The organism is Pedobacter sp. Leaf41 (assembly GCF_001422545.1).
Taxonomy (GTDB): domain Bacteria; phylum Bacteroidota; class Bacteroidia; order Sphingobacteriales; family Sphingobacteriaceae; genus Pedobacter.
Genome location: NZ_LMLE01000001.1, coordinates 670,146 through 694,520, shown reverse-complemented (window position 1 = coordinate 694,520; position 24,375 = coordinate 670,146). Strand labels below are relative to the sequence as shown.

Genomic DNA, 24,375 nt, shown 5'->3' with positions numbered 1-24,375 from the left:
GTTCGTTTATGTTATTTAGTAAGTGAATAATTTGTTTATTTATTAGCCCAATGATCAGCAAGCATTTTGATGAAGTATCCGCCTACCACACTTCTAGCCTGAAAACCGGCTTTTTTTCCGCTGATGGTTTCATGCCAATCGCTTAATGGCACCTTATCCGAAGTTTCACTGGCAAATTTGTATATGGGTTTGATAAACTTTTGAAATTCCTGCTGATTGTCGCTCAAGGTTGCTGTCCACATAATCCAATCAGATTTTGTATAAGCTTTGCGACTATCAAGCGGTAAACCAAAAGCATTTTGCTTGGTTAAATAGTAGTTGATTTCTTTGCGGTAAACATCATTCGGAAATAAATTCAGTTTCAATAATTTATCCCAAATCAGGTTATATTTCTGGCTCCAGGTGTTTTTATCATTGAAGGTTAATGCGTAGTGGTCGCCGGCATCGGCAAGTTTTTGCCAATTTTTGGCCATATCCAATGCAGCATTTCTATACTTCAAGGCTACATCTGTTTTCCCCAACTGTTGTGCGAGCTGTGCATAAACACCTAAGCCGACAATTGCTTTTACCGATAAATTTGCATTTCGAGCCAAATGACCAGCGAAATCGTCGGTGCATAATTGGTTCGCTGGATCGAAACCTTCTTTCAAAAGATAGTTAGCCCATCTCGACATTTCTTTCCAGTGCTTCTCTGCATAACCGGCATTACCTTCAGCTTTGGCAATGGCACCCACCAAAATGATCATATTTCCGGCTTCTTCCACTGGCATATCTTCGCCATAAATTTGTCCGTTGGCTATTGGATATGTGCCTATATCATGTGCCGGATAATCTTTGTTCCATTTTCCGCTTTCTGAATAGTAGAAAATTCCATTGAGCATTCCTTTTAATAATTCAGGGTTGTAAAGCAAATATTGCGGTGCCGATGGATAAGTAACATCTACCGTATTGATAAAACCGCCACTAAAATTCTCCTTCGACAGAAATAAAATATCGCCATTTGGGGCATACACAATTTTGTGCGCTGCAATACTTTGGCGATAGGCCAATTTGCACATATCGGCATATTCCTTGCCGCCAGCTTTAGTTGCATCAGCTACTAACTTGGCATCAAAAGCCTTTGTTTTAGCTTTAAGTGTTGAGTAATCGTTGTTAGCTTGCGTAAGTTGGCTCTCGAAAGTGCTTGATGGAGAAGTTCTCCAAATTGGTAATAATTGATCTCCGAAATATTCGATTGATTTTAAGTCATCATAACCCAGCATCACATATTTTTCTACCGCCTTTGCGCCAACCGCACCAAAAGGAATGATGGTACTTAAATCTTGTGTTTTAACATTAATAGCCTTTGAAGCTTGCGGGTATTGCCCAGACTTAAAACTATTTAAATTCGAGATTTGAGTACCGATAAATTGCTTTGCTCCAAATTTAGAAGGAACCGCCACATACATATAACCCCAGTCAATTCGTAAATCATCATTTTTCTTTTTTAGAATCGGCTGCTCTACCGTACCTGCTTTTAAAATGGATAAATTATTATTGGTATTTTTCCAAACGGAAACAGCCTGATTAGGCGTATTAACCGCTAAATTGGATGAAGCACTAAAATAGATATCAACTTTGTGTGCTTTCCCATCAGCAGATTTTACTGCGTAAGTAATATAGCTGATTGGCCTTGCCGTTAATTTGATATCGTTTAATAACAGTGGCGAAGTGAAGGTTACTGTTAAATTTACACCACCGCATTTAAAATCGTAAATGGTATTGGTAGCTTCAACGGCTACATTGGTTTGTGTTGCTTTTAATACTTGAGAACCGTTCGGAATTTCTTCTACAATTCCTGCATCTAGATGCCTGCCTCCTGCTGTATTTTTACAATCAATAGCTAAAAGGTTTTCGCCAGGATTTAAAATGCCGTCTTCAATAGGAATATAAATGTATTCGTGAACCCAACCATCTTTTTCATAAATCGTTTTACCATTTAGATAAACGATAACATTATCGTCATGACTAAGCTTTAAATATTTTTTAGCTGAGGAAGACTTACTAAATGAAAACTTTCTGCGATAATAAATTTCATCTGTATTCCATTTTGTCTTGGCCGTATTATCGTCGCCAAACGGAGCCTCATTCTTTTTCCAATCGCTGTCATCAAAAGCTAAGCTGTTCCAATCTGTTGCCGGCTTTTTAAATGCATAGCTTGCCTGGTAACTTGTTTCATCGGCAGCGGGCAAAATTGTTTTATAGTTTTTCGATTCAGCACCTAAAAAACGATAAAACTTACCATCAACTTTAGCCACACCTAAAAGCGATTGTTCTTTGCCTGTCCAATGTTTGGTTACCGAATTATTTAATCCATCGCCAAAAGACCAAATGCTTAAGTAGGTATCGTGAGCAATTAAGGGATAAGCTGGAGCCTTATCTTGAGCTTGAACATTAAAATGTAAGATGCAGCAAAATGCAAAGAAGTATAGTTTTCTCATAAACAGAATATTTGGTTACATTAAACGTTTTACTAATCTGACAAATCACTTTCTTTTAATCTAGTTAAAAGAAAAAAATTTTAAATATTGATTTGAGATTGACTTAGGCCCGAAAACATAAAACGTTTTACTATCTCAATATTAAAGAATTAAATTCCATATTAAAATAGCGGATTCGCAACATTTTAGTTACAGCAAACAGAAACTATCTTTCAATAAGCTTCGCAGGAATAATCACCTTTTGATTTTCTGCTTTGGCTTTAGAAGAGAGCTGATTTAGAATAAGTTGTATCACAGTTTCGGCAATTTCTTCGAGGGGTTGTTGAACAGCAGAAATACTAGGCGTATGAAGTTCAAAAACCTCATGATCATCATAGGCAATAACAGAGAAGTCATCTCCTATTTGCTTGTTAAGTTGTTTTAGGGCTTTTAAACCACTAATGGCTAAATAATTGGTAGCAAACAGTACCGCATCAATTTCTTTTTTAAGAAACAGGTTTTTCATTTCTGCAATGGTTTCCGTTTCATCCTGGTTGAAATGAATTTTGAGTACCAACTCATCCGAATAGGTAATCTGATGATCGATCAAAGCTTTTTTATAACCGTCAAAACGCTCCACAATTTGTTCTACATCGATATCGGTGGTTACAAGTGCAATTTTTCGCTTACCATCTTTGATGAAACTTTCTATAGATTGATAAGAAGCTTTAAAATGATCGGCACCTACATAATGAGTTTCCACATCCGATAAATTTCTATCAAACAAGATAACAGGTTTATTATCCGCCAGTAAAGCATTAATATCTTCTTCGATTCCTTTGGTAGGGGAAATGATATAACCATCAACCTTCCTCGATTTAAACATGTTGATTAAATCTTTCGCCTTTTCGACATCGTTTTCGGTACTGGAATAAATGATTTTATAGCCCTTTTTATAGGCTTTATCTTCTATCAAGCGAGCAATACGGGAAAAGAATGAGTTGGAAATATCTTCAATAATTAATCCGATAATGTTCGAGTTACCTGTACGTAAACTCCTTGCAATTTGATTGGGCTTATAACCACTTTCTTTAATAATTTCTTCCACCTTTTTTATCACAGCTTCGCTAATTGATTTCTCTTTCGCTTTACCATTTATGATAAATGAAACTGTTGTGATAGATACACCTGCCTTAACGGCGATATCTTTTATGGAAAGGGTTTTCATTTTTTAGCGCTTCAGATAATATATTGTGATAAGTCTCCCGTATTTATACAGTGATTTTTCAATTTTTGCTAATATAAAGCATCTTAATTAATATTTTCTTAATATTAATAGATTTAGATTCTGCTGTTTTGTAAAATATTCATATCTGATTGTTAAGGTTTTGTTAAAACAGAAAAGGCACATTTAAGTGCCTTTTCTGTTGAATTAATAACCTGGATTTTGTTTTAGGTTTGGGTTAAGTGCAATTTGTTGCTGTGGTATTGGATATAATTGTTTGTTTGCATTGGTTGGCTTATGATCCCACCAATCCGTTGTTGCAAATTTCCCAAAACGTATCAAATCGTCGCGACGGAATCCTTCAAAAATGAACTCACGTCCACGCTCTACCAACAATTCATCTAAAGTTAGGGTTGCCGTTGTATATTGATTTGCAGGCCAATCTGCTGCTGCAAAAGCTCTTACTTTGCAATCGTTAATTAATTTTACCGCCTCTGCAGTGGCCGTGCCCCCATTTTTACGCATTAAAGCTTCTGCTTTGGCAAAATAAATCCATGTTAAACGATAGATGTTCCAATCCGTATTGTTATAAACATTACTCGGTTGTGTAGTTGCGTTTGCAACTTGATTACCCAGTTTATATTTATTAAAACGTACACCACTGTTTTCTTCACCTTCGCTCATGTTTGAAACAGTAGATCCCGTTTTATTTTTCTGGATATTATCTACAAACTCCAACTGCTTACCATCGTATTCATTTCCACCAGTTGCAATTAGTGGTTGGCCGTTATCAAAACGTGTCATTTTACCTTCCAGTAACCATGTTCGTTTTCTTAAATCGGCATCAACATACTTGGTAAAATTTCCTGGCACAACTACAATACCATCGTTACCATTTCTACTTCCGCCATAAATAAACTGCTGATTAAAGTGGTAAAAATCGCTTGGAAAACCTGGTTGAAAATTAGCTCTCTGAAACTCGTATGCTACAGAGAAAATAGTTTCTTTACTTAAATCGTTATCAGGTTTAAACTGATCGGTGATATTAGGATCCAAAGCCATGTTGCCGTTCATTCCACCAGCTTGGTTCGAAATTATTTTATCCGCAGCTGCGATGCAATCATCCCAACGGGCAGTGCCTGTCCATGCTTCAGCATTTAAGTAAAGCTCTACCAGCATGGCATAACCTCCAGCCTGGCTCATTCTACCTAACATGGCTTTTGATAGCTTTGGAGCTTTTTCTATATTATCCTTAATTTCTTTTTCAATGAAATTAAACACTTCCGTTCGGCTCATTGTAGATGGCCTAGCTGGTTCTCCAACCACAGTAACTACCGGGATGTTACCAAATAAATCCATCAATTTTAAATAATGATAAGCCCTGAACAACTTAAGTTCAGCTAAAAAAGCATCCTTTTCCTGTTGAGTAATCCCCAACTGTCCAGCATCCCGTTTTTCTAAGTTTTCGATTGGCACGTTACATAAACCCACACCCCAATACATAAGTGACCAGGCATTATTTATTCCACCTTCATCAACCGTCCAGGTGTGGTAATGTAGCCTTTTCCATTTACCACCATCCTCACCGTGGCGACCTTTGGTTGGCCAGGCAAGTTGATCGGCAGAAAGCTCGGCTAAACGCCACCAGCCATCCTGCCCTGCTGAAGTTCCCCATGCATTTGCATGCGTATATGGCCTCAAAACAGCAGAGATAATTTCATTTTTGTTGGTGTAAAAATTCTCACTACTAATGGTATCATACAAATTCTCATCTAGTTTTGTACAACCGTTTGCCGTAATTAACAGCATTGCTGCTAAACACGATGAATATATTTTATTTAATGTTTTCATGTTATTCAGTTTAAAATCCAAAGCTTACCCCTAATAAGAAAGATGAGGTGCTTGGGTAAGGCCCTCTACCATCTACACCTAAAACACCATCGTTTGCTGGTTGGCCTAAGCCTGTATCCTTAACAAAATCCGGGTCGTTACCTGTGTATTTTGTAAAAGTGGCCAAGTTTTGTCCAGTGATATAAGCTCTCAAATTTCGGATGTTTTTCGATTTCAGCTTGAAAGTATATCCGAAGGTTACCTCATCAATTTTTAAGAAACTACCATCCTCGATATAATAATCAGAGTACATATAGGTATCATTAATCTGAGCATACTTATCAAATGCCGAACTTAACAAATTGGTACCCGAAACTTTGTTACCGTAAGAAAGTGCAGTAGTATTTAAAATTTGGTAATCGAATTTACCTCTTAAGAAAACACGCAAATCGAACTGTTTATAATTAAAGCTATTGGTTAACGATAAATAATATTTTGGGATAGCATTACCGATCACCGCCAAATCTGTTTGATCTCTATTAAATGAGTTATTGATTTGGTCATTTCTCACCGGCTGACCATTTCTATTAAAGAATAACCATTTTCCATCGGCAGTAAAGCCTGCGAAGCGTTTACCCCAGAAATCGCCAATCTTGCCTCCTTCGTAAATACGGATGGAGTTACCTAAATCTCCAAAACCGCCTATGCCAGATGTAGAAAGATAATCTCTTTTATATTCGCTATTTGAATAAGAATCTAATTTATTGCTTGTGGTACTTGCAGCTAAATCAATGTTGTATTTAAAATCTTTTCCCCTAACGGCTTGATAGCTTAATGCCAGCTCAATACCTTTTGCAGAAATCGATCCTACGTTTGTATAAATAGACGAACGCACAAATGGCGGCTGTGGTGAATCGTAATTATCCAATAAATCTTTGGTTACGCGTTTAAATAAATCTAATGATCCGGAAAGGCGGCTTGCAAAAAGCGTGAAATCTAAACCCAAGTTAATCTCTTGTTTCTTTTCCCATCTCAAATTTGGATTTGGATTGGTGTTCGGACCGTAGGTTTCGCGATATTGGCCATCAGGATAAAGATAAACTCCACCGGTACCTAATGTTACCAAAGATGCATAGTTCGAAATACCTGAATTACCAGTTTCGCCATATCCAACTCTCACTTTCAAATTATTCACCCATTTCACGTTCTCCATAAATTTTTCTTCGGTAACTGTCCAACCGGCAGAAACGGCAGGGAAATTTGCCCATTTATTATTTACACCAAAACGTGATGAGCCTTCTCTACGCAAAATGGCTTGTAAGTAATACCTGTTTTTGAAGGTATAGTTCACTCTTCCGAAAAAAGCAATTAACGTATTGTCATTTTTAAAACTTCCTAGAAATGCTTTACCAGCAGACAATTGATTACCTGCATTTAAATTATTTTCTTGGAACTGGTCGTTTAAGAAACCTAAGTTTCCGGCGTTAAAACCTTCATTAACTTCATAACGGTAACTATAGCCACCAATTGCGGTTAAGCTATGGTCGTCGCCAAATGTAGTTGCATATTGTAAAGTTGGCTCTACGTTAAAATTCTGCTCCAAAACAGTTGATCTGGCGGCATAACCTCCATTTTTATAAATGTCATTCTCTAAGGAATATTCGCCAAATACCGATCGATATGATCCATCAATGTAGCTGTTGCGTTGAACGGCACCAAAAACGGAAGCTTTGAAACCTTTAAAGATCTCGTATTCTGCTTTAGCATCAATAGAGCTGGTTTGTTGTTGTCTTTTATTGGTTTCTTGCTCTAACCTGGCCAATTCGTTGGTTGCATTCGGATCAAAAAACCAGCTCCCGTCAGGGTTGTAATAAGATTGGGTAGGGTTCCTGGTTAACTGATTTTCCCAGCCACCGCCGCCCAGCAAATCTCCTTTATTAAAATTGGTCGATAAGTTTACCTGTGTAAATAATTTATCGTCAAGACCTTTCGAGTTTAAGTTCAATCTTATCCCATATTCCGTACGACGATTATTTTTTGCAAAACCCTGTAAATCGCGATAGTTGATACTGGCCCTGTAACTTGTCTTTTCAGAACCGCCAGACATGGAAAGGTTATGGTTCTGACTTAAGTTTTCCTTATTCACTAAATCATTAAATGGATCAAGCGAAGCACCATAATCCTGGCGATCGAACTGTCCACTTCGGATTTTCTCTCTGAATTCATCTACAGTTAAAAAATCTGGTCTTTGATACAAATATTCTTTACGCAAATAGCCTGAATAATCGAAACGAGCTGGCCCTGCTTTACCTTTTTTAGTGGTAACGAGAATTACGCCGGCATTTGCCCTTGTACCATAAATTGCGGCACCCGAGCCATCTTTAAGCACACTAAATGATGCGATATCATCTTGCTGCAAAAGATCTAAATTCCCTCCCGGAATTCCATCAATAACAATTAGCGGACTTTGGCTACCCGTTACAGATGTTACCCCACGAAGCTGCACACCTACACCTGAATTTGGGTTAGATCCGCCCGTTCGGGTAATTTGTAAACCTGCAACTTTTCCTTGTAATAAATCCAGCGGGTTTCGCGACCCACTTTGCCTAAATTGAGAAGTATCTACCGTGGCAATTGCCGATGTTACCTCTTTGGCCTTTAGGGTACCATAACCCACTACTACCACTTCATCCAATTTTTGCGAAGCTGATGGTACAAGATTGACCGTTAATGGTGCCGTACCATTACCGGCAGGAACAGTTTTAGATTGATAGCCGATATAACTGAATACCAAAACATCAGTTGGTGCTGTAACGGTAATACTGAATTTACCGCTTTCCTGCGTAACAGAACCTCCAGTTTTACCTTGAATTTTGATTCCAACGCCAGGTAAACCGATTTTTTTTTCGTCTAAAACCACTCCGGTAATTGTCTTTTGTCCGGCGGCACTGGCTGGTGCAGTAGCGGGCCCATCTTTTGGCGGTGCTGCCTGCACCGGACTTGCACCACCTAATGGATTTACCGGTACCTTAACAGAATCTGCAGGAACTGGCGTTGGGACCTTTTTAGTGGTGTCTCTTTTTGTGGTGTCTTGCTGAAAATAATAATGATTGAAACTTTTGGTTTCTCTCATCGATTTAGCAAACAACAGGGGGCTTGAAATTAGGAACAGGCATAGAAATCCTGTAATCCTGAGTAGAATGTTTCTCATTGGCACTCATTAGTTTAGTTTATAATTAGTTACGCTATGCGTCTAACTTTCTCTTAATTAACGAGGGCGAGGAATGATTAATTAGGTACGATTAGAATTACGCAAAACGATTTAGTAACGCTTAAAAGAGACATTTGTTTTAAAAAAAATGAAAAAGTTTTTTTTGAGAAACTATTTTATTGATGAATATTGATAAATCAGCTTCGCGGTTTTGGCGGATGCACCAGGTTTTCCCATTAAAAGAAGTAACTCCTCGTAGTTGTGAAGCATTCTTTCTCGCCCGTCGCCTTCCACAATAATTTTAAGCTCTTCGCCCACTTTTTTAGTGTTACAATCTTCCTGAATAAGTTCGGTTACAATCTTTTTATTCACGATTAAATTAACCAGGGAAATGAACTTAATTTTCACTAACATCCTGGCGATAGCAATAGAAATTGCTCCTCCACGATAAACCACCACCTGCGGAACTTTAAACAAAGCAGTTTCTAAGGTAGCTGTGCCCGAGGCCACAATTGCAGCATGGGCATGATGCAATAAGTTATAGGTGTTGTTAAATAAAAGTTTAACTTTTTTGGAGCCTATAAACTGCTTATAATAACTCTCATCGAAAGTTGGTGCGGCTGCAATGGCGAATTGATAAGCTGGAAATTGGTCTGTAATGCTGAGCATTACCGGTAATAATCGCTCAATTTCTTGTTTTCTGCTACCAGGTAATAATGCAATGATTTTCTGTTCAGCTAAATTGTTTTGGGAGAAAAAATCCGGATCGGGAGAAAAGGCAGCCTGCTCATCCAAAAGTGGATTCCCGACATAATCCACTTTCATACCCCATTCTTTATAAAAATCTACCTCGAAAGGTAAAATGCAAAACATATGATCAACAACCTTTTTGATTTTTAGCACCCGCTTCTGATTCCAGGCCCAAATTTTTGGAGAGATATAATAACAAACCCGGATGTTATTCTCTTTGGCAAATTCAGCTATTTTTAAATTGAAACCTGGGAAATCGATTAGGATCAATACATCGGGCTGCCAGCTTAAAATATCGGCTTTGCACTTTTTAAGGTTTTTAAAAATCGTTCTTAAATTCAACACTACTTCCGTAAAACCCATAAAGGCCATATCAGCATAGTGCTTCACTAACTCGCCACCTTCAGTCTGCATTTTATCGCCGCCAAAATAACGAAACACAGCCTCACTGTCTTCGAGCTTTAATGCTTTCATTAAGTTTGCACCATGTAAATCGCCTGATGCTTCACCTGCTACGAGATAGTATTTCATTTTGCTATATCACTTATCGTCCTTGCGAGGCATGAAGCAATCTTGAGGCGGATGTACTTCATGAGATTGCTTCATGCCTTGCAATGACGGTTATGTTTATTAAAAAACCTTGTAGGCGAAGAAAATAAATGCACACAAAAATGTTGCAGCTAAAATTCCTCTGCCAATGTTAAGCTTATTGTATTTAAAAAAATATTGCATCGCGTAGGCATTAACAGCAATGCCACCGATGTAAAGCAAATCGGCCTTAGCCAGCGACGACACCTGATGAATAACATACCAAGCTAGCCCACATAAAATGGCTGGTATTATTAAACCTATCGCCAGCCCAATCCAAACAGAATCTGTTAGTTTCCTTAACTTATCGCTCATGTATATAGAGATAAATTAGCCTAAATTGATTCCATCAGGAGCAGAAATAGTGGTTTTCCCTTGATCGGATTTCGGAATATCACCAACAATAAAATTCCATCCGTTTAAAGTTTGAATGGCATGATGCGCCGTTAAATCGAACTGTACTGGCACAACCGAAACATAGCCATGTTCCAATGCCCAAACATCGGTATCTTCACCCTTATCAAAATTTTCGAAAACACCTGTTAACCAATAATATGGTCGTTTGTATGGATCAACACGCTCATCAAATTCCTCCATCCATTTAGCATTAGCTTGCCTGCAAACTTTTACCCCTTTCAGGTTATCACCCTTCGGGAAATTTACGTTAAGCAAAACGCCTTCTGGCAAACCATTTTCAAGCACCTGAAGACAAATATCTTTAATGTACTTTTTAGTATTACTAAAATCCGCATCAGCAGCAAAATCATCCATTGAAAAACCAATAGATGGGATTTTTTCAATGGCGCCTTCAACCGCGGCAGACATAGTGCCTGAATATAAAACATTAATGGAATTATTTAAACCGTGATTAATACCCGAAACGCAAAGATCTGGTTTCTTGCCCTTGAAAATTTTATTTACTCCAAGCTTCACACAATCTACCGGAGTGCCGCTACATTTGTACATCTCCACGCCATCATAAAGATTTACTTTATCAAAACGAATAGGTTTACCGATAGTAATTGCATGCCCCATTCCGCTTTGTGGACTATCGGGAGCAACCACAACCACATTTCCAATTTCCTGCATTACCTCCATCAAATTTTTAATTCCGGTAGCGGTAATACCATCATCATTTACTACTAAAATAGTTGGCTTTGCTTTGTGCTTTGTCATGCTGGTAAAAATACAGATTATAAAATCAAGGCACAATAAAGCGCTATTTTATCTGCGAAAATCATTTATTAACCGTCTAAAAGAATATATTTTTTAAAGCATTTCATTCGATGCAAGAAAGCATATATATTTGATCAAACAACTTATTAATGTGAGGATTGGATTTAAAAGTTCAGTCCTTCAATCACTATCATAAACCAAATAAATGAAAATCAAACTATTTACATTAGCTTGTTTTCTTGTTGCAAGTTCGGCGGCCAAGGCCCAAACTGCTTACCAATGGAAAACAGGAACCTCTGGCGGTTACAGCTATAAATACGTAACTAACGATCCTACGAAATCTCGCTTCTACACGCTAAAAAACGGGCTTACTGTAATTTTATCGCAGAATAATAAAGAACCGAACATTACCTATAAAATGGCTGTAAGGGCTGGTAGCAATACAGACCCGAGAACAAATACCGGCTTAGCCCACTATCTGGAGCACCTTCTATTTAAAGGAACCGATAAATTCGGAACCTTAAATTATGCGAAAGAAAAACCTTTGCTAGACAAAGTGGAGGCACTTTACGAAACTTATAACAAAACAACTGATCCGGCTAAACGTAAGGAGATTTATAAAGAAATTGATAAGGTTTCGGGCGAAGCCTCTGAATATTCTATTGCAAATGAATATGATAAAATGATGAAAGCGATTGGCAGTAACTCTACCAATGCGCACACCTCAGTTGAAGAAACAGTGTATGAAGAAGATCTTCCATCGAATAATATTGATCGGTTTTTATCTCTTCAGGCAGAGCGTTTCCGTGCACCAGTTTTCCGTATTTTCCATACCGAATTGGAAGCAGTTTACGAAGAGAAGAACATTGGTATGGACAACGATGGACGTAAAATGTATGAGAAAATGCTTTTTGCCCTATTTCCAACACATAATTACGGCCAACAAACCACAATTGGTACCATTGAGCATTTGAAAAACCCATCGTTGGTCGAAATCAGAAAATATTACAACAAATATTATGTGCCTAATAATATGGCCTTAATCATGTCTGGAGATATTAATTATGATGATTTGATCAAAAAAATTGATAAAAATTTCTCTTATATGGTTTCGAAACCATTAGCGCTATATGATCCAGCACCAGAGAAACCACTTACTCAGATTCAAAAGGTTGATATTTACGGCCCTAGTGCAGAAAACCTTTACATTGCTTACCGCGGTTATGCCCAAAATACCCGTCAAAGTTTGCTATTGGATTTAATCGGCAGCATCCTATCAAACGGAAAAGCTGGTTTAATGGATATTAACATCAATAAACAACAAAAAATGTTAAGGGCTAACGCGGGTTATAATTCCATGAAAGATTATGGCGTTTTCATTTTATCAGGTTCGCCAAAAGCCGGACAAACTTTAGAAGAGGCTCAGAAACTTTTATTAGAACAAGTAGATCTACTTAAAAAAGGTGAATTTGATGAAAGCTTAATTAAGGCTACTGTTGCCAACATTAAGTTAGCTGAATTGCAAGGTTATGATAACAATGATGTTCGAGCTGACGCAACGATGAATGCTTTTATCCAAAATCGCGGTACAGAATGGGACAAGACACTGGCCTCTACCGATGCAATGGCAAAGGTTACCAAAAAAGAAATTGTTGATTTTGCAAACCAGTTTTTCATCAACAATTATGCGGTTCTTCTGAAACATAAAGGAGAAGACAAAAGCATCATGAAAGTAGAAAAACCAACTATCACTGCCGTAAAGACTAACGCAAATGAAGTTTCTCCTTTCACAAAAACAATTATTAGTTCTCCAATTAAGCCAATTGCACCTAAATTTTTAGATTACAAAAAAGACCTAAATTTCGGTAAAGCTGGAATCGCTGATGTAATCGCTGTTCAGAACACAGAAAACGGTATTTTCCGAATGGGCTATCGTTTTGAAATGGGTTCTTATAATTACAAGTTATTGCCTTACGCGGCTCAATATTTAGCTTTTTTAAGTACCGATAAATATTCGGCAGAAGATATTAGCAAGGCTTTTTATAACTTGGCCTGTAACTACAATATTAATGTTGGTACAGAAGTGACAACTGTTTCTTTAAGCGGTTTGCAAGAAAACTTTGATAAAGCTGTAGCCCTTTTAGAAGATGTTTTAGCGAATTGTAAGCCGAACGAAAAAGCACTCGAAGATTTAAAAGGGCGTTTATTAAAATCAAGAGAAAATGCGAAATTAAATAAATCATCCATTTTAGGAGGCTTGATGAGCTACGCACAATATGGTTCGGATAATCCTTTTAACTATGGATTAAGCAATGACGAAATCAAAAACATGAAATCGTCTGACTTGATTTATTTGTTGCACAACCTAACCAACTACAAACACACGATTACTTATTTCGGTCCGAAGGCTTTAGATGCCTTCTCTGCAGACATAGCGAAAGTTCATGCTTTGGGTAAGGATTTTACACCAGCAGCTCCAATGAAAAAATTTGTTTATACCACGACAGATTCTAACAAAGTTTACTTTGCAGATTACGATATGGTACAGGCAGAAATTCGCTGGGTACGCAATGCTGGTTTATACGACCCTACCAACGCAGCAAAAATTGGCCTTTTTAATAATTACTTTGGTGGTGGCATGGGTTCTATCGTGTTCCAGACCATTCGCGAATCTAAAGCCCTGGCTTATTCTACTTTCGCTGTTTATTCTTCACCAAATAGCAAAGACAAAGAAAATAGCATGGTGGCTTATGTAGGTACGCAAGCTGATAAAATGAATGAAGCCGTAGCTGGAATGAACGAACTGTTAACGGTATTGCCTGAGTCAGACAAATCTTTCGATCTTTCGAAAAACAACTCTTTAAATGGAATTGAAACTGCTAGAATTACAAAAGATGGCATTATCTATTCTTATTTAGCTGATAAAAAACTAGGTTTTGATCATGATTCTCGCATTGATGAATATGCTGCGTTGAAACCCTTAAGCTTCGCAGATGTAAAATCTTTCCACAGTGGAAATATCTCAGGCAAGCCTTACAATTATTGTGTGGTAGCCTCAGAGAAAAAAATTAACATGGCCGATTTAGCTAAATATGGCGCTGTTACCAAATTAAGCTTAGAGCAGATATTTGGATACTAAGAAAATTTGACGGTAAAAAGGTGGAGGGTTTAAGGTAAAACCCAAAGCCCTTAAATAATTGAAAGCGTTCTGGTGTAAAAGCCGGAACGCTTTTTAGGTCTGACTCGATTCGAGTTTTGATAATATTTCATTAATCGAAAATCTGGCCGCACAAACAAACTCATCAGCTGCACCGTAATAGATTATCAGTTCGTCACCGCTCACAATATGTCCATTGGTAAAAACCACCTCCCCAAAAAAGCCGTCTAGCTCATAGCCTTCATTTGGAACCATTATCGCGGAATCGGTTTGAGCCAATACTTTTGATGGATCTTCAAGATCCATTAAAAATGCGCCTAAGCAATACTGATGTTTTGAATTGGCACCATGATATATTTCGAGCCACCCACGCTTTGTTTTTATTGGAGCCGCACCTGCACCAACGCGTTTACTATCCCAATTATTTTCGCGGGTTTTGACGAGACATTTATGGTTTCCCCAATGTGTGCCATCAGGTGATTCTGCAATCCAAATGTAATTGCCACCAAGATCAACACTACTAGGACGATGAAGTGCGTAAAATTTCCCATTAATCTTTTCGTCGAAAACTGCACAATCTTTATTGTGTGGTGGGATAATCAATCCTTTGCTCTCAAAGTTTTTCCAATCTTTAGTTGTCCTCATCCCTACCGCCACACCATTTTGAGAAACAGCTGTATAGGTAAGATAATAGGTATCATCTATTTGTGCAACCCTGCAATCTTCTATCCCGTACCGCTCTGCCTCTCCCTCTCCTTGTAACAATGGATAATCTTCAGGTTGATAAAAATTTACTCCATCATCACTGCAAACTAAGCGGAGATGAGATAATGTAGTTAAATAATCGGCACCTTTATACCGGATTATTCGAGGATCTTCGGCTTGCAAATCCGGATCATTCTCGTTGATGGCAATAATCTCAATTCCATCATTGGTAAGTACAGGAAAAGAAATAGTTCCGGCAATTTGTGTGGGACGCTCGGCTACCCGAATGAGCAGCCACGTTTTGTTATCAAAAGTGAAAGCGCCAGGATTAAGCAAACAGGCAATTTCTAGGCCTGGCCTGCTTGCTTCAAGATCTTTTGGCGCTAAAATTGGATTCTCTACGAATCTGATCGCAATATCCATAAAAATAGATTTATACCAAAACAGGCAATCAAATTGATTGCCTGTTTTGGTATTTGATTATTAATTACAAGGAATTAATCCACTTTACCAGTTCGTCTCTTCCTTTACCTGTTTTTTGCTGAAGTCTCCCTAATAACTCATCATCTTGCCCCTCATCGTGCTTCAAATCATCATCAGTTAAATCGGCATAAGCTTGTTTAACTTTTCCTTTTATTTCGTTCCACTTTCCTTTAATTTCTAACTTGTCCATTTCGAGTTTTTTTTAGTAAATCAAATTTTAATCTAGTTTATTAACAACCATCTCCAATTTTTGTTTCGAAATACGCTTTTGAAACGATATTAAATGTTAAAACAAATAATTCTTAAATGTTTTAAATAAAAATTTTGTTACATTGATTTATCATTCTTCTAACTATAAACCATTACTAACTAAAACTAAATTTTGATGAGAAAACTACTATTAAGTATGATTTTATCTTTCGGTCTGATTTCGCTTGCTTTCGCACAAGATAAAGTCATAACCGGGAGAGTTACCTCTAACAGCTCAGGGCCTTTACCTGGTGTTAGTGTGTACGTAAATGGCGCCGCTTCAAATGGTACTCAAACCGATGCAACTGGTTCATACAAACTAAGCGTACCAGCAAATGCAAAATCGTTGGTTTTCACTTTTATCGGGTTTAAAACCAAGGAAATAGCTATAACAGGCACCACAGTCAATGCCAGTTTAGACGAAGACAATACCACCTTATCTGAGGTGGTGGTAGTGGGTTACGGTACGCAGAATAAACGTGATGTGACGGGGTCGGTAGCTTCAGTTAAGTCAAAAGATTTGGAGAACCTTCCAGTTACCAGCTTCGAACAAGCACTACAAGGCAAAGCAGCTGGTGTACAGATATCAGCTCAAAATGGAAAGCTTGGGCAAGGAATTACCGTTAGGGTTCGCGGAGCAGCATCTGTTACCGCTGGTAGTGAACCACTTTATATTGTGGATGGAATCCCGATAACTTCGGGAGATTTCTCAAGCACAACGGCTCCGACAAGTGCATTGGCCGATTTAAATACGAATGATATTGAATCTATAGAGGTTTTGAAAGATGCATCAGCTTCTGCAATTTATGGAGCAAGAGCATCGAATGGTGTGGTAATAATCACAACCAAACAAGGTAAAGTTGGTAAAACGCTTATTCAATTTAATGCTTTGGGTGGAATTAGTACACCATCTAATCATAGAGAATTTATGAATGCTGAACAATATGTTCAGATTTTAAGAAGAGCAGGCGCTGGTGCTGCAAATCAGGATTTTCTTAATGGAGATTATGCCACGCTACAAGAGGCGCTTGATGACTATACATCAATTGTTGAGGGAAGGCTAACCCGCTATTCAGCCGGAAATACCGACTATCAGACTTATAAGGTAAACACAAATTGGGAACGAGAATCATTCCAAAAGAATCCCGTTACGCAACAGTATGATTTAAACTTAACCGGAGGTAACGAAAAAACTAAGTTTTATATAGGCGGCCAAGCATTGGATCAGCAAGGTATCATTGTTGGTAATAGCTACAAGCGCTATAGCGGAAGATTAAACCTAACCAATAAGGTTACAGATTTTTTAGAGGTTGGTGTGAATTTGAATTTTTCGAACAGCATAAATAATCGGTTATCAAATGATAACGCGTTCTCTAGCCCTTTACAATCAGTAGCCCTATCGCCAATTACGCCTTTCATTGATCCAAGATCAGGGTTAATTAGCGGGACTTTACCAGGTGCTGCTTCGAACTACCCTGTTTATTATAACCCTTTTATCGGAATTGAAAATGCGGCATATAAAGCAACTGTTTACCGCACAATCGGCAAAGCATTTGCAAATGTTAACATTGCGAAAGGCTTAAAATTCAGCACAGATTTCTCGATTGATAACTTGAACCAAAACGAAGAGAGCTATTATGGTTCCTTAACTTTTAGAAATACTGGAACAGCTAATGGGGATGGACAAAACATCTCAACATTCGTTATCAATGCGAATACAAACAACTTTTTTAGCTATAATACCACCTTCGGTAAAAGTGCATTTGATGCCATTTTAGGAACAAGCTATCAAAAATCCACTTCGAAATACAGCACACTAGAAGGTCAAGATTTTCCGAGTGATGCATACATCAAATTAGGATCAGCTGCTACTAAGGTAATAGCAACAAGTAATGAAAGTGCCTTTAGCTTTTTGTCTTATTTTTTTAGAGCAAATTACAAATACAACGATCGTTACTTGGTGGGTTTTAGTGTAAGAGCCGACGGATCATCTAGATTTGGAGAAAATAATAGATATGGCTACTTCCCTGCTGGATCAGTAGCCTGGATTGCATCAGAGGAGGATTTCTTAAAAAGTAGCGAAACGATTAGCTTATTAAAACTAAGAGCGAGCTACGGTTTGACCGGTAACGCAGAAATAGGAAACTATTCTGCTCGTGGTTTATTCAGCGGAACCGGTGCTTATGGCGGAGTTGCGGGACAAATTCCAACGAGAATTGCCAATCCTGATTTAACATGGGAAAAAACTAAACAACTTGATATTGGATTAGATTTTGGTATACTAAAAAACAGGATTACTGGAACATTTGATTTCTATCAGAAAAACACAACCGATTTATTGTTGGATGTACCAATTCCGCAAACAACTGGTTTTTCTACAAAGACACAAAATTTAGGTAAGTTAAAAAATACTGGCTTCGAACTTGGAATTAACTCAGAAAACTTTGTCGGTGCCTTTAAATGGTCGACCGCGATAACAGCTGCAATTAACAACAATAAAATTACTGATTTAGGTGGTCAGGTTTTGAACAGTAACGAGATTAATGCTGCAATTGCAGGACAACCAATTGGTGTTTTTTACTTGCCAGAATATGCAGGAGTTGATCCATCTAATGGTGATGCTTTGTATTATAAAAACACCACCGATGCTTCTGGTAATTTAAACAAAGAAACTACAACAGATATCAATGAAGCTCAACGTATTTTTGCTGGAAATCCAAATCCTAAATATACTTTTGGTATCAATAATACATTTTCTTATAAAAACTTTGATTTAGGAGTATTTTTTCAGGGGGTAGCTGGAAATAAAATTTTTAATGCAGGCGGTCAATATATGAGTGCAAACGCATCAAACGGCTACGATAATCAAACAGCAGATCAATCAGATTATTGGGATAAACCTGGGGATCTTACTTCCGTTCCGGAACCACGATTATTTTATGGGAATGGTGTTGGAAATTCAACCAGATATATTTCAAGTGGTAATTTTATCCGTTTAAAAACCTTAACGCTGGGTTACACTTTTTCAACTTCAGTACTGACTAAAATCAAATTAAGTAAGTTAAGATTATATGCTACTGCACAAAACTTGGCAACTATAACAGGCTTCAAGGGTTGGGATCCAGAGGTAAATGCTGATTATCAATCAACCAACATCAACCAGGGTGTCGATTTCTATTCTGCACCTCAGCCTCGCGTAATTTCATTCGGTATCAATATTGGCTTATAATTAAACGACGAATAGACATGAAAAAGACATATATATATAAATTGATAATGGCATCGATGTTACTGTCGGTAATATCATCTTGTAAAAAAGCACTTGAAATTTCCCCTGTAGATACAATTGAGCAAAGTAAAGCTTTACTTACTTCTAAGGATGTAGAAGTTGCTTTAGTTGGAGCTTATTCTGAATTGGGAAGCAGAAATCTTTATGGTGGGAGGGCCTTTTTGATGGCCGATTTTCTAGCGAACACAAATGCTATCGAGTGGTATGGAACCTATGAGGAGCTCACCCAGACCATTAATAAGCAGTTATTAAAAACAAATACTTTCGTAAACAACGTTTGGGCTGCGGGTTACACAGCTATAAACGATGCAAATAATATATTGTCTGCGATAAGCAAAGTTGATGCGGCGAAAAAAAATAAAGTAGAAGGTGAAGCCAAATTTATAAGAGGCGCTGTTTATTTTGATTTAGTGAGGTTATATGGAAAAGCATATAATGATGGGTCTCCTGCGACAAATTTAGGGGTACCAATAGTGCTTACGCCAACAACAGCAGTCACAGATGAAAGCTATGTAACAAGAGCTACGGTTGCGGCAGTTTATGCGCAAGCAATTGCTGATTTAACAGACGCTGAGGCAAAATTACCAGCAACAAATGGATTTTTTGCTACAAAGTCATCTGCAGCAGGAATTCTTGCAAGACTGTATTTACAGATGGGAAATTACGCTGCTGCTGGCGCTGCTGCAAACAGAGTTATTACTTCTGGAAACTACTCATTAACATCGTCATACACTGCTGCTTTCCCAACAATGGGATCAAGCCCGGGCTTAAATACAACTGAAGATGTATTTTCTATTCAGGTTACGACCCTAACCGGATTTAATGGATATAATGAGTTTTATGGATCGTCGACCTACGGCGGCCGTGGAGATGCAGTTATTTCCCAAAGCTGGATTGATGCTAACTATGTTGGCTCAGATGATCGGGTGAATGCTTTCTACGATGATGGAGATATGTTCACTTCAAAATATGCAAATCCTTATGGTAATGTTTCTATTATCAGGTTAGCTGAGATGTACTTAATTAGAGCGGAATGTAATGTGCGTTTGGCTCCAGCGGCACCCATTGGTGGGCGCACACCTCTTCAAGATCTATCTATTGTAAGAGGACGAGCGGGATTAACGACAACCAATGCAACATTAGCAAATATTTTAAATGAACGTAAGCTGGAACTAGCCTTCGAGGGATTTGCATTACACGACGCCAAAAGAACGCAAACCAATATTGGGTCGATTGCTTGGAATGCAAACAATTTAGTTTTTCCAATTCCTCAAATAGAAATGGATGCGAACAAAAATCTGGTTCAAAATCCAGGATATTAACCACAATTCATTAAACCAAAAAAATGCCGATCAAATGATCGGCATTTTTTGTTACTGAGAATGTTTTATCTATTTCAGCGCTTTCGAAGCCGCTATAATTTCTTCTACCACCCCTGGATCCAACAAAGTTGAAGTATCGCCTAAATTAGCGGTATCACCCTCAGCAATTTTTCTTAATATTCTTCGCATAATCTTGCCCGAACGTGTTTTTGGCAAGCCGGACACGAAAAGGATTTTATCTGGTTTAGCAATGGCACCAATTACTCGGGTAACCGTTTGCAGAATATCTTTTTTGGTCAATTCTGCTTCGCCATGCATTTCTGGATTAATTACGAAAGCATAAATTCCTTGTCCTTTTACATCATGCGGATAGCCGACAACTGCACTTTCAACCACACCAGCATGCATATTAATGGCGTTTTCTACTTCCGCAGTACCAATTCTATGACCAGAAACATTCAAAACATCATCAACCCTACCAGTGATTCTATAGTATCCATCCTCATCGCGTAAGCAGCCATCGCCAGTGAAATATAAATTCTCATAAGTAGAAAAATAGGTCTGCTTGCATCGTTCATGATCGCCATAGGTAGTACGTAACATTCCAGGCCATGGAAATTTAATGCAAAGATTTCCACTCACTCCATTGCCTTCAATTTCTTTACCATTTTCATCTACCAGAATAGGCTGAATACCCGGCAGAGGCAAAGTGGCGTAACTTGGTTTTGTTGGCGTCACTGTGGCAATAGGCGAGATCATAATTCCTCCGGTTTCGGTTTGCCACCAGGTATCAACAATTGGTGCTTTACCATGTCCAATTTTTTCGTCAAACCAATGCCAGGCCTCTTCGTTTATAGGTTCTCCTACAGAGCCGAGCACACGAATAGAACTTAAATCTTTTCCTTGTAACGGTTCCTCGCCAAAGCTCATTAATGAACGTATAGCAGTTGGTGCGGTGTATAATGTATTTACCTTATGTTTTTCTACAATATCCCAAAACCGAGAAGCATTAGGGTAGGTTGGAATCCCTTCAAATAATACAGAAGTTGCCCCTTGAGAAAGTGGTCCGTACACAATGTATGAGTGACCAGTAATCCAACCGATATCAGCGGTACAGAAATAAACCTCACCTGGTTGATAATTGAATACATTTGTGAAGGTATAACCAGCATAAACCATGTATCCGCCGCAAGTATGTACCACGCCTTTTGGTTTACCAGTAGAACCCGAAGTGTACAAAATGAACAGCATATCTTCTGCATCCATCTCTTCGGCTTCGCAGATATCATTTACGTGTTTAACTTCATCTTCCCACCACACATCTCTACCTTTCAACATGGAAACCGGAGTACGCACATGCGTAAGCACAATACATTTTTCTACGGTAGGGCAGCCGATAAGCGCATCGTCAATTACATCTTTCAACGGAATTTGTTTATTTCCGCGATACGCACCATCTGCAGTAATTACCAATTTACATTGCGAATCGTTAATCCGATCGGCAATGGATTTGGCAGAGAAACCACCAAAAATTACCGAGTGAACGGCTCCTATTCTGGCACAAGCCAGCACTGCAATTGCCAGCTCAGGAACCATAGGCATATAAATGCAAATCCGGTCGCCTTTTTTTGCTCCGTTACGTTTTAAAACATTGGCAAAACGGCACACTCGTTCGTGCAACATCTTATACGTTAGGGTAACACTTTCTTCCTCAGGATTATTGGGCTCCCAAATGATAGCAGGTTTATCACCGTTCTTTTCTAAGTGACGATCCAGGCAGTTTTCGGTGATGTTTAGTTTGGCACCCTCGAACCATTTAATGTCTGGCTCGTTAAAATTCCATGATAAAACTTTAAACCACGGTTTTTTCCACTGAAAGTTCTGGGCAACCTCGCCCCAAAATTGTTCAGGGTTTTCGATACTTTTTTTATAATCTTCTTCGTATTGTTTAAAAGATGTAATTTGCATGGTGCTCGTTATATATTTGGGATTACTAGCGGCTAATTTAAATAAATAATTATTAGCACAAATATTCAAATCGTATCAAAATGGATATGGCCAACGAAAATTGAAAAAATATAGAAAATATTTACACCCCCTCTTGTTGTTTACAATTATTATTCAGATATTTGCACACTCTTAAAAAAATTAAGCGACGATATTTTAACAACTATATTTACAAGTCATGTCAAGAGTTTGTGATTTAACAGGAAAAATGGCAATGAAAGGTAATAACGTATCACACTCGAACGTTAAAACCAAACGCAAATTTTATCCTAATTTGAAACTTCAGAAATTTTATATCCCTGAAGAAGACCGTTGGATTACGTTGAAAGTTTCTACTTCAGCGATTAAGACCATCAATAAAGTGGGTATTAGCGAAGCAATTAACCGTTTCGTAAAAAAAGGATTTTTGTAAAAAACATTAACTGTTGAGATTAACAGTTTACAATTAATATTAAAATGGCAAAAAAAGGTAACAGAGTTCAGGTTATTTTAGAATGTACTGAGCACAAAGAAAGTGGCATGCCAGGTATGTCTAGATATATTTCTACGAAAAACCGTAAAAACACTACTGAGCGTTTAGAATTGAAAAAATTCAACCCGGTATTGAGAAAAGTAACCGTACACAAAGAAATTAAATAAGATTGGTGATTTATAGTAGAAGGTTAGGGTGAGGAACCCCCATTCTATCAATCTATCATTCAATCATTAAAATTATAAGAACATGGCAAAGAAAGTAGTTGCAACCCTTAAAACAGGTACAGGTAAAGAATATTCGAAAGTGATCACAATGGTTAAATCACCAAAAACTGGTGCTTACTCATTCAAAGAACTTATCGTTCATAACGACCACGTAAAAGATGCTATCGCATCTAAATAAGGTTAATATTTTTTAATCAGAAAATATTAAAGGCCGTTCCGTTTTAACCGGGAGGGCTTTTTTTGTTATAGCAAATTTAGATATGGGCTTATTTGATTTTTTCAAAAAGAAAGAAATTGCTCCAGAGGCTCAAGAAGCTTTGGATAAAGGTTTAGAAAAAACTAAAGATGGTTTCTTCAATAAAATTACCAAAGCTGTTGCCGGAAAATCAACAGTTGATGACGAAGTGCTCGATAATCTCGAAGAAGTTTTGGTTACTTCTGATGTTGGAGTAAGCACCACGTTAAAAATCATAAAAAGGATTGAGGAACGCGTTTCTAAAGACAAATACCTTAATACGTCTGAATTAAATTTCATTTTAAGAGATGAAATTCAACTTCTGCTTTCTGAAAATAATAGCAACGATTTCCGTCAGTTTGAATATGGCGATCACAAACCCTATGTAATTATGGTGGTTGGTGTTAATGGCGTTGGTAAAACAACCACCATTGGCAAATTGGCCCACAAATTAAAAGAATCTGGTCTTAAGGTTGTTTTAGGTGCTGCAGATACCTTCAGAGCTGCTGCTGTAGATCAAATTAAACTTTGGGGAGAACGTGTTGGTGTAAGAGTTGTTGCCCAACCGATGGGATCTGATCCTGCCTCTGTCGCTTTTGATACTCTACAATCGGCTGTTGCCAATGGCGAAGATGTAGTAATTATTGATACTGCCGGACGTTTACACAATAAAGTTGGCTTAATGAATGAGTTGGGCAAAATTAAGCAGGTGATGCAAAAGGTTGTTCCAGGTGCGCCACATGAAATTTTGCTTGTATTAGATGCTTCAACCGGGCAAAATGCTTTTGAGCAATGCAAACAATTCACCGAAGCTACCGATGTTAACGCATTGGCCATCACAAAATTAGATGGAACAGCCAAAGGAGGTGTTGTAATTGGCATTTCCGATCAGTTTAAAATTCCAGTTAAATATATTGGCGTAGGAGAAAAGATAGGCGATTTGCAGCTTTTTGATAAGAAAGAGTTTGTGAATAGTTTGTTTAAATAAAC

17 protein-coding genes are annotated in these 24,375 nt (G+C 37.9%); 7 read left to right on the top strand and 10 right to left on the bottom strand.

Annotation, left to right across the window (positions count from 1 at the left end; all coding sequences use genetic code 11):
• Positions 1-35: 35 nt before the first annotated feature.
• The 7 genes from ASE92_RS03095 to surE all read right to left on the bottom strand — a co-directional run bounded on the left by ASE92_RS03095 (position 36) and on the right by surE (position 11,239).
• The gene (locus tag ASE92_RS03095; protein WP_056848613.1) at positions 36-2,480 is read right to left on the bottom strand and encodes a glutaminase family protein; all 2,445 of its coding nucleotides are present in this window, start codon (positions 2,478-2,480) and stop codon (positions 36-38) included.
• A 205-nt stretch (positions 2,481-2,685) separates the two neighbouring features.
• Positions 2,686-3,687, bottom strand: a complete 1,002-nt coding sequence (locus tag ASE92_RS03090) for a LacI family DNA-binding transcriptional regulator (protein WP_056848612.1) — start codon at positions 3,685-3,687, stop codon at positions 2,686-2,688.
• A 204-nt stretch (positions 3,688-3,891) separates the two neighbouring features.
• Entirely contained in the window at positions 3,892-5,535 is a 1,644-nt protein-coding gene (locus tag ASE92_RS03085; RefSeq protein WP_056848611.1) for a RagB/SusD family nutrient uptake outer membrane protein, read from the bottom strand.
• 10 nt (positions 5,536-5,545) lie between these two features.
• A complete protein-coding gene (locus ASE92_RS03080) occupies positions 5,546-8,647 on the bottom strand; it encodes a SusC/RagA family TonB-linked outer membrane protein (RefSeq protein ID WP_056848610.1) in 3,102 nt (1,033 codons plus the stop codon).
• A gap of 249 nt (positions 8,648-8,896) precedes the next feature.
• Entirely contained in the window at positions 8,897-10,006 is a 1,110-nt protein-coding gene (lpxB, locus tag ASE92_RS03075) for a lipid-A-disaccharide synthase (protein WP_056848609.1), read from the bottom strand.
• Between the two features lie 99 nt (positions 10,007-10,105).
• Complete coding sequence (locus ASE92_RS03070) at positions 10,106-10,378, bottom strand: hypothetical protein (protein WP_056848608.1); 273 nt, start codon at positions 10,376-10,378, stop codon at positions 10,106-10,108.
• Between the two features lie 15 nt (positions 10,379-10,393).
• A complete protein-coding gene (surE, locus tag ASE92_RS03065; RefSeq protein WP_056848607.1) occupies positions 10,394-11,239 on the bottom strand; it encodes a 5'/3'-nucleotidase SurE in 846 nt (281 codons plus the stop codon).
• A gap of 205 nt (positions 11,240-11,444) precedes the next feature.
• On the opposite strand from surE, the gene ASE92_RS03060 reads away from it, so the two are divergent.
• On the top strand, positions 11,445-14,378 hold the full coding sequence (locus ASE92_RS03060) for a pitrilysin family protein (RefSeq protein ID WP_056848606.1): 2,934 nt from the start codon (positions 11,445-11,447) through the stop codon (positions 14,376-14,378).
• A gap of 93 nt (positions 14,379-14,471) precedes the next feature.
• Here the strand turns inward: ASE92_RS03060 and ASE92_RS03055 are convergent, their stop codons facing one another.
• A complete protein-coding gene (locus ASE92_RS03055) occupies positions 14,472-15,524 on the bottom strand; it encodes a glycoside hydrolase family 130 protein (protein WP_056848605.1) in 1,053 nt (350 codons plus the stop codon).
• A gap of 64 nt (positions 15,525-15,588) precedes the next feature.
• Positions 15,589-15,774, bottom strand: coding sequence for a CsbD family protein (locus ASE92_RS03050; RefSeq protein ID WP_056848604.1), 186 nt, complete (start codon positions 15,772-15,774; stop codon positions 15,589-15,591).
• Between the two features lie 195 nt (positions 15,775-15,969).
• Here ASE92_RS03050 and ASE92_RS03045 point away from each other — a divergent pair, with 195 nt between their 5' ends.
• On the top strand, positions 15,970-19,062 hold the full coding sequence (locus tag ASE92_RS03045) for a TonB-dependent receptor (protein WP_056848603.1): 3,093 nt from the start codon (positions 15,970-15,972) through the stop codon (positions 19,060-19,062).
• 17 nt (positions 19,063-19,079) lie between these two features.
• Positions 19,080-20,444: a RagB/SusD family nutrient uptake outer membrane protein gene (locus tag ASE92_RS03040; RefSeq protein WP_082454889.1), complete on the top strand. Its 1,365-nt coding sequence runs from the start codon at positions 19,080-19,082 to the stop codon at positions 20,442-20,444.
• A gap of 69 nt (positions 20,445-20,513) precedes the next feature.
• Here ASE92_RS03040 and acs read toward each other — a convergent pair whose 3' ends face one another.
• Positions 20,514-22,424, bottom strand: coding sequence for an acetate--CoA ligase (gene acs, locus ASE92_RS03035; RefSeq protein WP_255352333.1), 1,911 nt, complete (start codon positions 22,422-22,424; stop codon positions 20,514-20,516).
• A 205-nt stretch (positions 22,425-22,629) separates the two neighbouring features.
• Here acs and rpmB point away from each other — a divergent pair, with 205 nt between their 5' ends.
• From rpmB to ftsY, 4 genes are all read left to right on the top strand, one after another.
• Positions 22,630-22,863, top strand: coding sequence for a 50S ribosomal protein L28 (rpmB, locus tag ASE92_RS03030; protein WP_010599806.1), 234 nt, complete (start codon positions 22,630-22,632; stop codon positions 22,861-22,863).
• Positions 22,864-22,907: 44 nt separating this feature from the next.
• Entirely contained in the window at positions 22,908-23,090 is a 183-nt protein-coding gene (gene rpmG, locus ASE92_RS03025; protein ID WP_010599807.1) for a 50S ribosomal protein L33, read from the top strand.
• Positions 23,091-23,172: 82 nt separating this feature from the next.
• Positions 23,173-23,328 carry a DUF4295 domain-containing protein gene (locus tag ASE92_RS20680; protein WP_010599808.1) on the top strand — a complete coding sequence of 52 codons (156 nt, stop codon included), beginning with the start codon at positions 23,173-23,175 and terminating at the stop codon, positions 23,326-23,328.
• 82 nt (positions 23,329-23,410) lie between these two features.
• Positions 23,411-24,373: a signal recognition particle-docking protein FtsY gene (ftsY, locus tag ASE92_RS03020; protein WP_056848600.1), complete on the top strand. Its 963-nt coding sequence runs from the start codon at positions 23,411-23,413 to the stop codon at positions 24,371-24,373.
• The last annotated feature ends 2 nt before the right edge of the window (positions 24,374-24,375 follow it).

Bases quoted from the DNA above. Each gene is read 5' to 3' on its own strand.
- ftsY (WP_056848600.1), top strand. From the start codon at position 23,411: ATGGGCTTATTTGATTTTTTCAAAAAGAAAGAAATTGCTCCAGAGGCT.
- ASE92_RS20680 (WP_010599808.1), top strand. From the start codon at position 23,173: ATGGCAAAGAAAGTAGTTGCAACCCTTAAAACAGGTACAGGTAAAGAA.
- ASE92_RS03055 (WP_056848605.1), bottom strand. From the start codon at position 15,524: ATGGATATTGCGATCAGATTCGTAGAGAATCCAATTTTAGCGCCAAAA.
- rpmG (WP_010599807.1), top strand. From the start codon at position 22,908: ATGGCAAAAAAAGGTAACAGAGTTCAGGTTATTTTAGAATGTACTGAG.
- ASE92_RS03085 (WP_056848611.1), bottom strand. From the start codon at position 5,535: ATGAAAACATTAAATAAAATATATTCATCGTGTTTAGCAGCAATGCTG.
- lpxB (WP_056848609.1), bottom strand. From the start codon at position 10,006: ATGAAATACTATCTCGTAGCAGGTGAAGCATCAGGCGATTTACATGGT.
- ASE92_RS03045 (WP_056848603.1), top strand. From the start codon at position 15,970: ATGAGAAAACTACTATTAAGTATGATTTTATCTTTCGGTCTGATTTCG.
- rpmB (WP_010599806.1), top strand. From the start codon at position 22,630: ATGTCAAGAGTTTGTGATTTAACAGGAAAAATGGCAATGAAAGGTAAT.
- ASE92_RS03060 (WP_056848606.1), top strand. From the start codon at position 11,445: ATGAAAATCAAACTATTTACATTAGCTTGTTTTCTTGTTGCAAGTTCG.
- ASE92_RS03040 (WP_082454889.1), top strand. From the start codon at position 19,080: ATGAAAAAGACATATATATATAAATTGATAATGGCATCGATGTTACTG.
- ASE92_RS03095 (WP_056848613.1), bottom strand. From the start codon at position 2,480: ATGAGAAAACTATACTTCTTTGCATTTTGCTGCATCTTACATTTTAAT.
- ASE92_RS03070 (WP_056848608.1), bottom strand. From the start codon at position 10,378: ATGAGCGATAAGTTAAGGAAACTAACAGATTCTGTTTGGATTGGGCTG.
- ASE92_RS03090 (WP_056848612.1), bottom strand. From the start codon at position 3,687: ATGAAAACCCTTTCCATAAAAGATATCGCCGTTAAGGCAGGTGTATCT.
- ASE92_RS03050 (WP_056848604.1), bottom strand. From the start codon at position 15,774: ATGGACAAGTTAGAAATTAAAGGAAAGTGGAACGAAATAAAAGGAAAA.
- ASE92_RS03080 (WP_056848610.1), bottom strand. From the start codon at position 8,647: ATGAGAGAAACCAAAAGTTTCAATCATTATTATTTTCAGCAAGACACC.
- surE (WP_056848607.1), bottom strand. From the start codon at position 11,239: ATGACAAAGCACAAAGCAAAGCCAACTATTTTAGTAGTAAATGATGAT.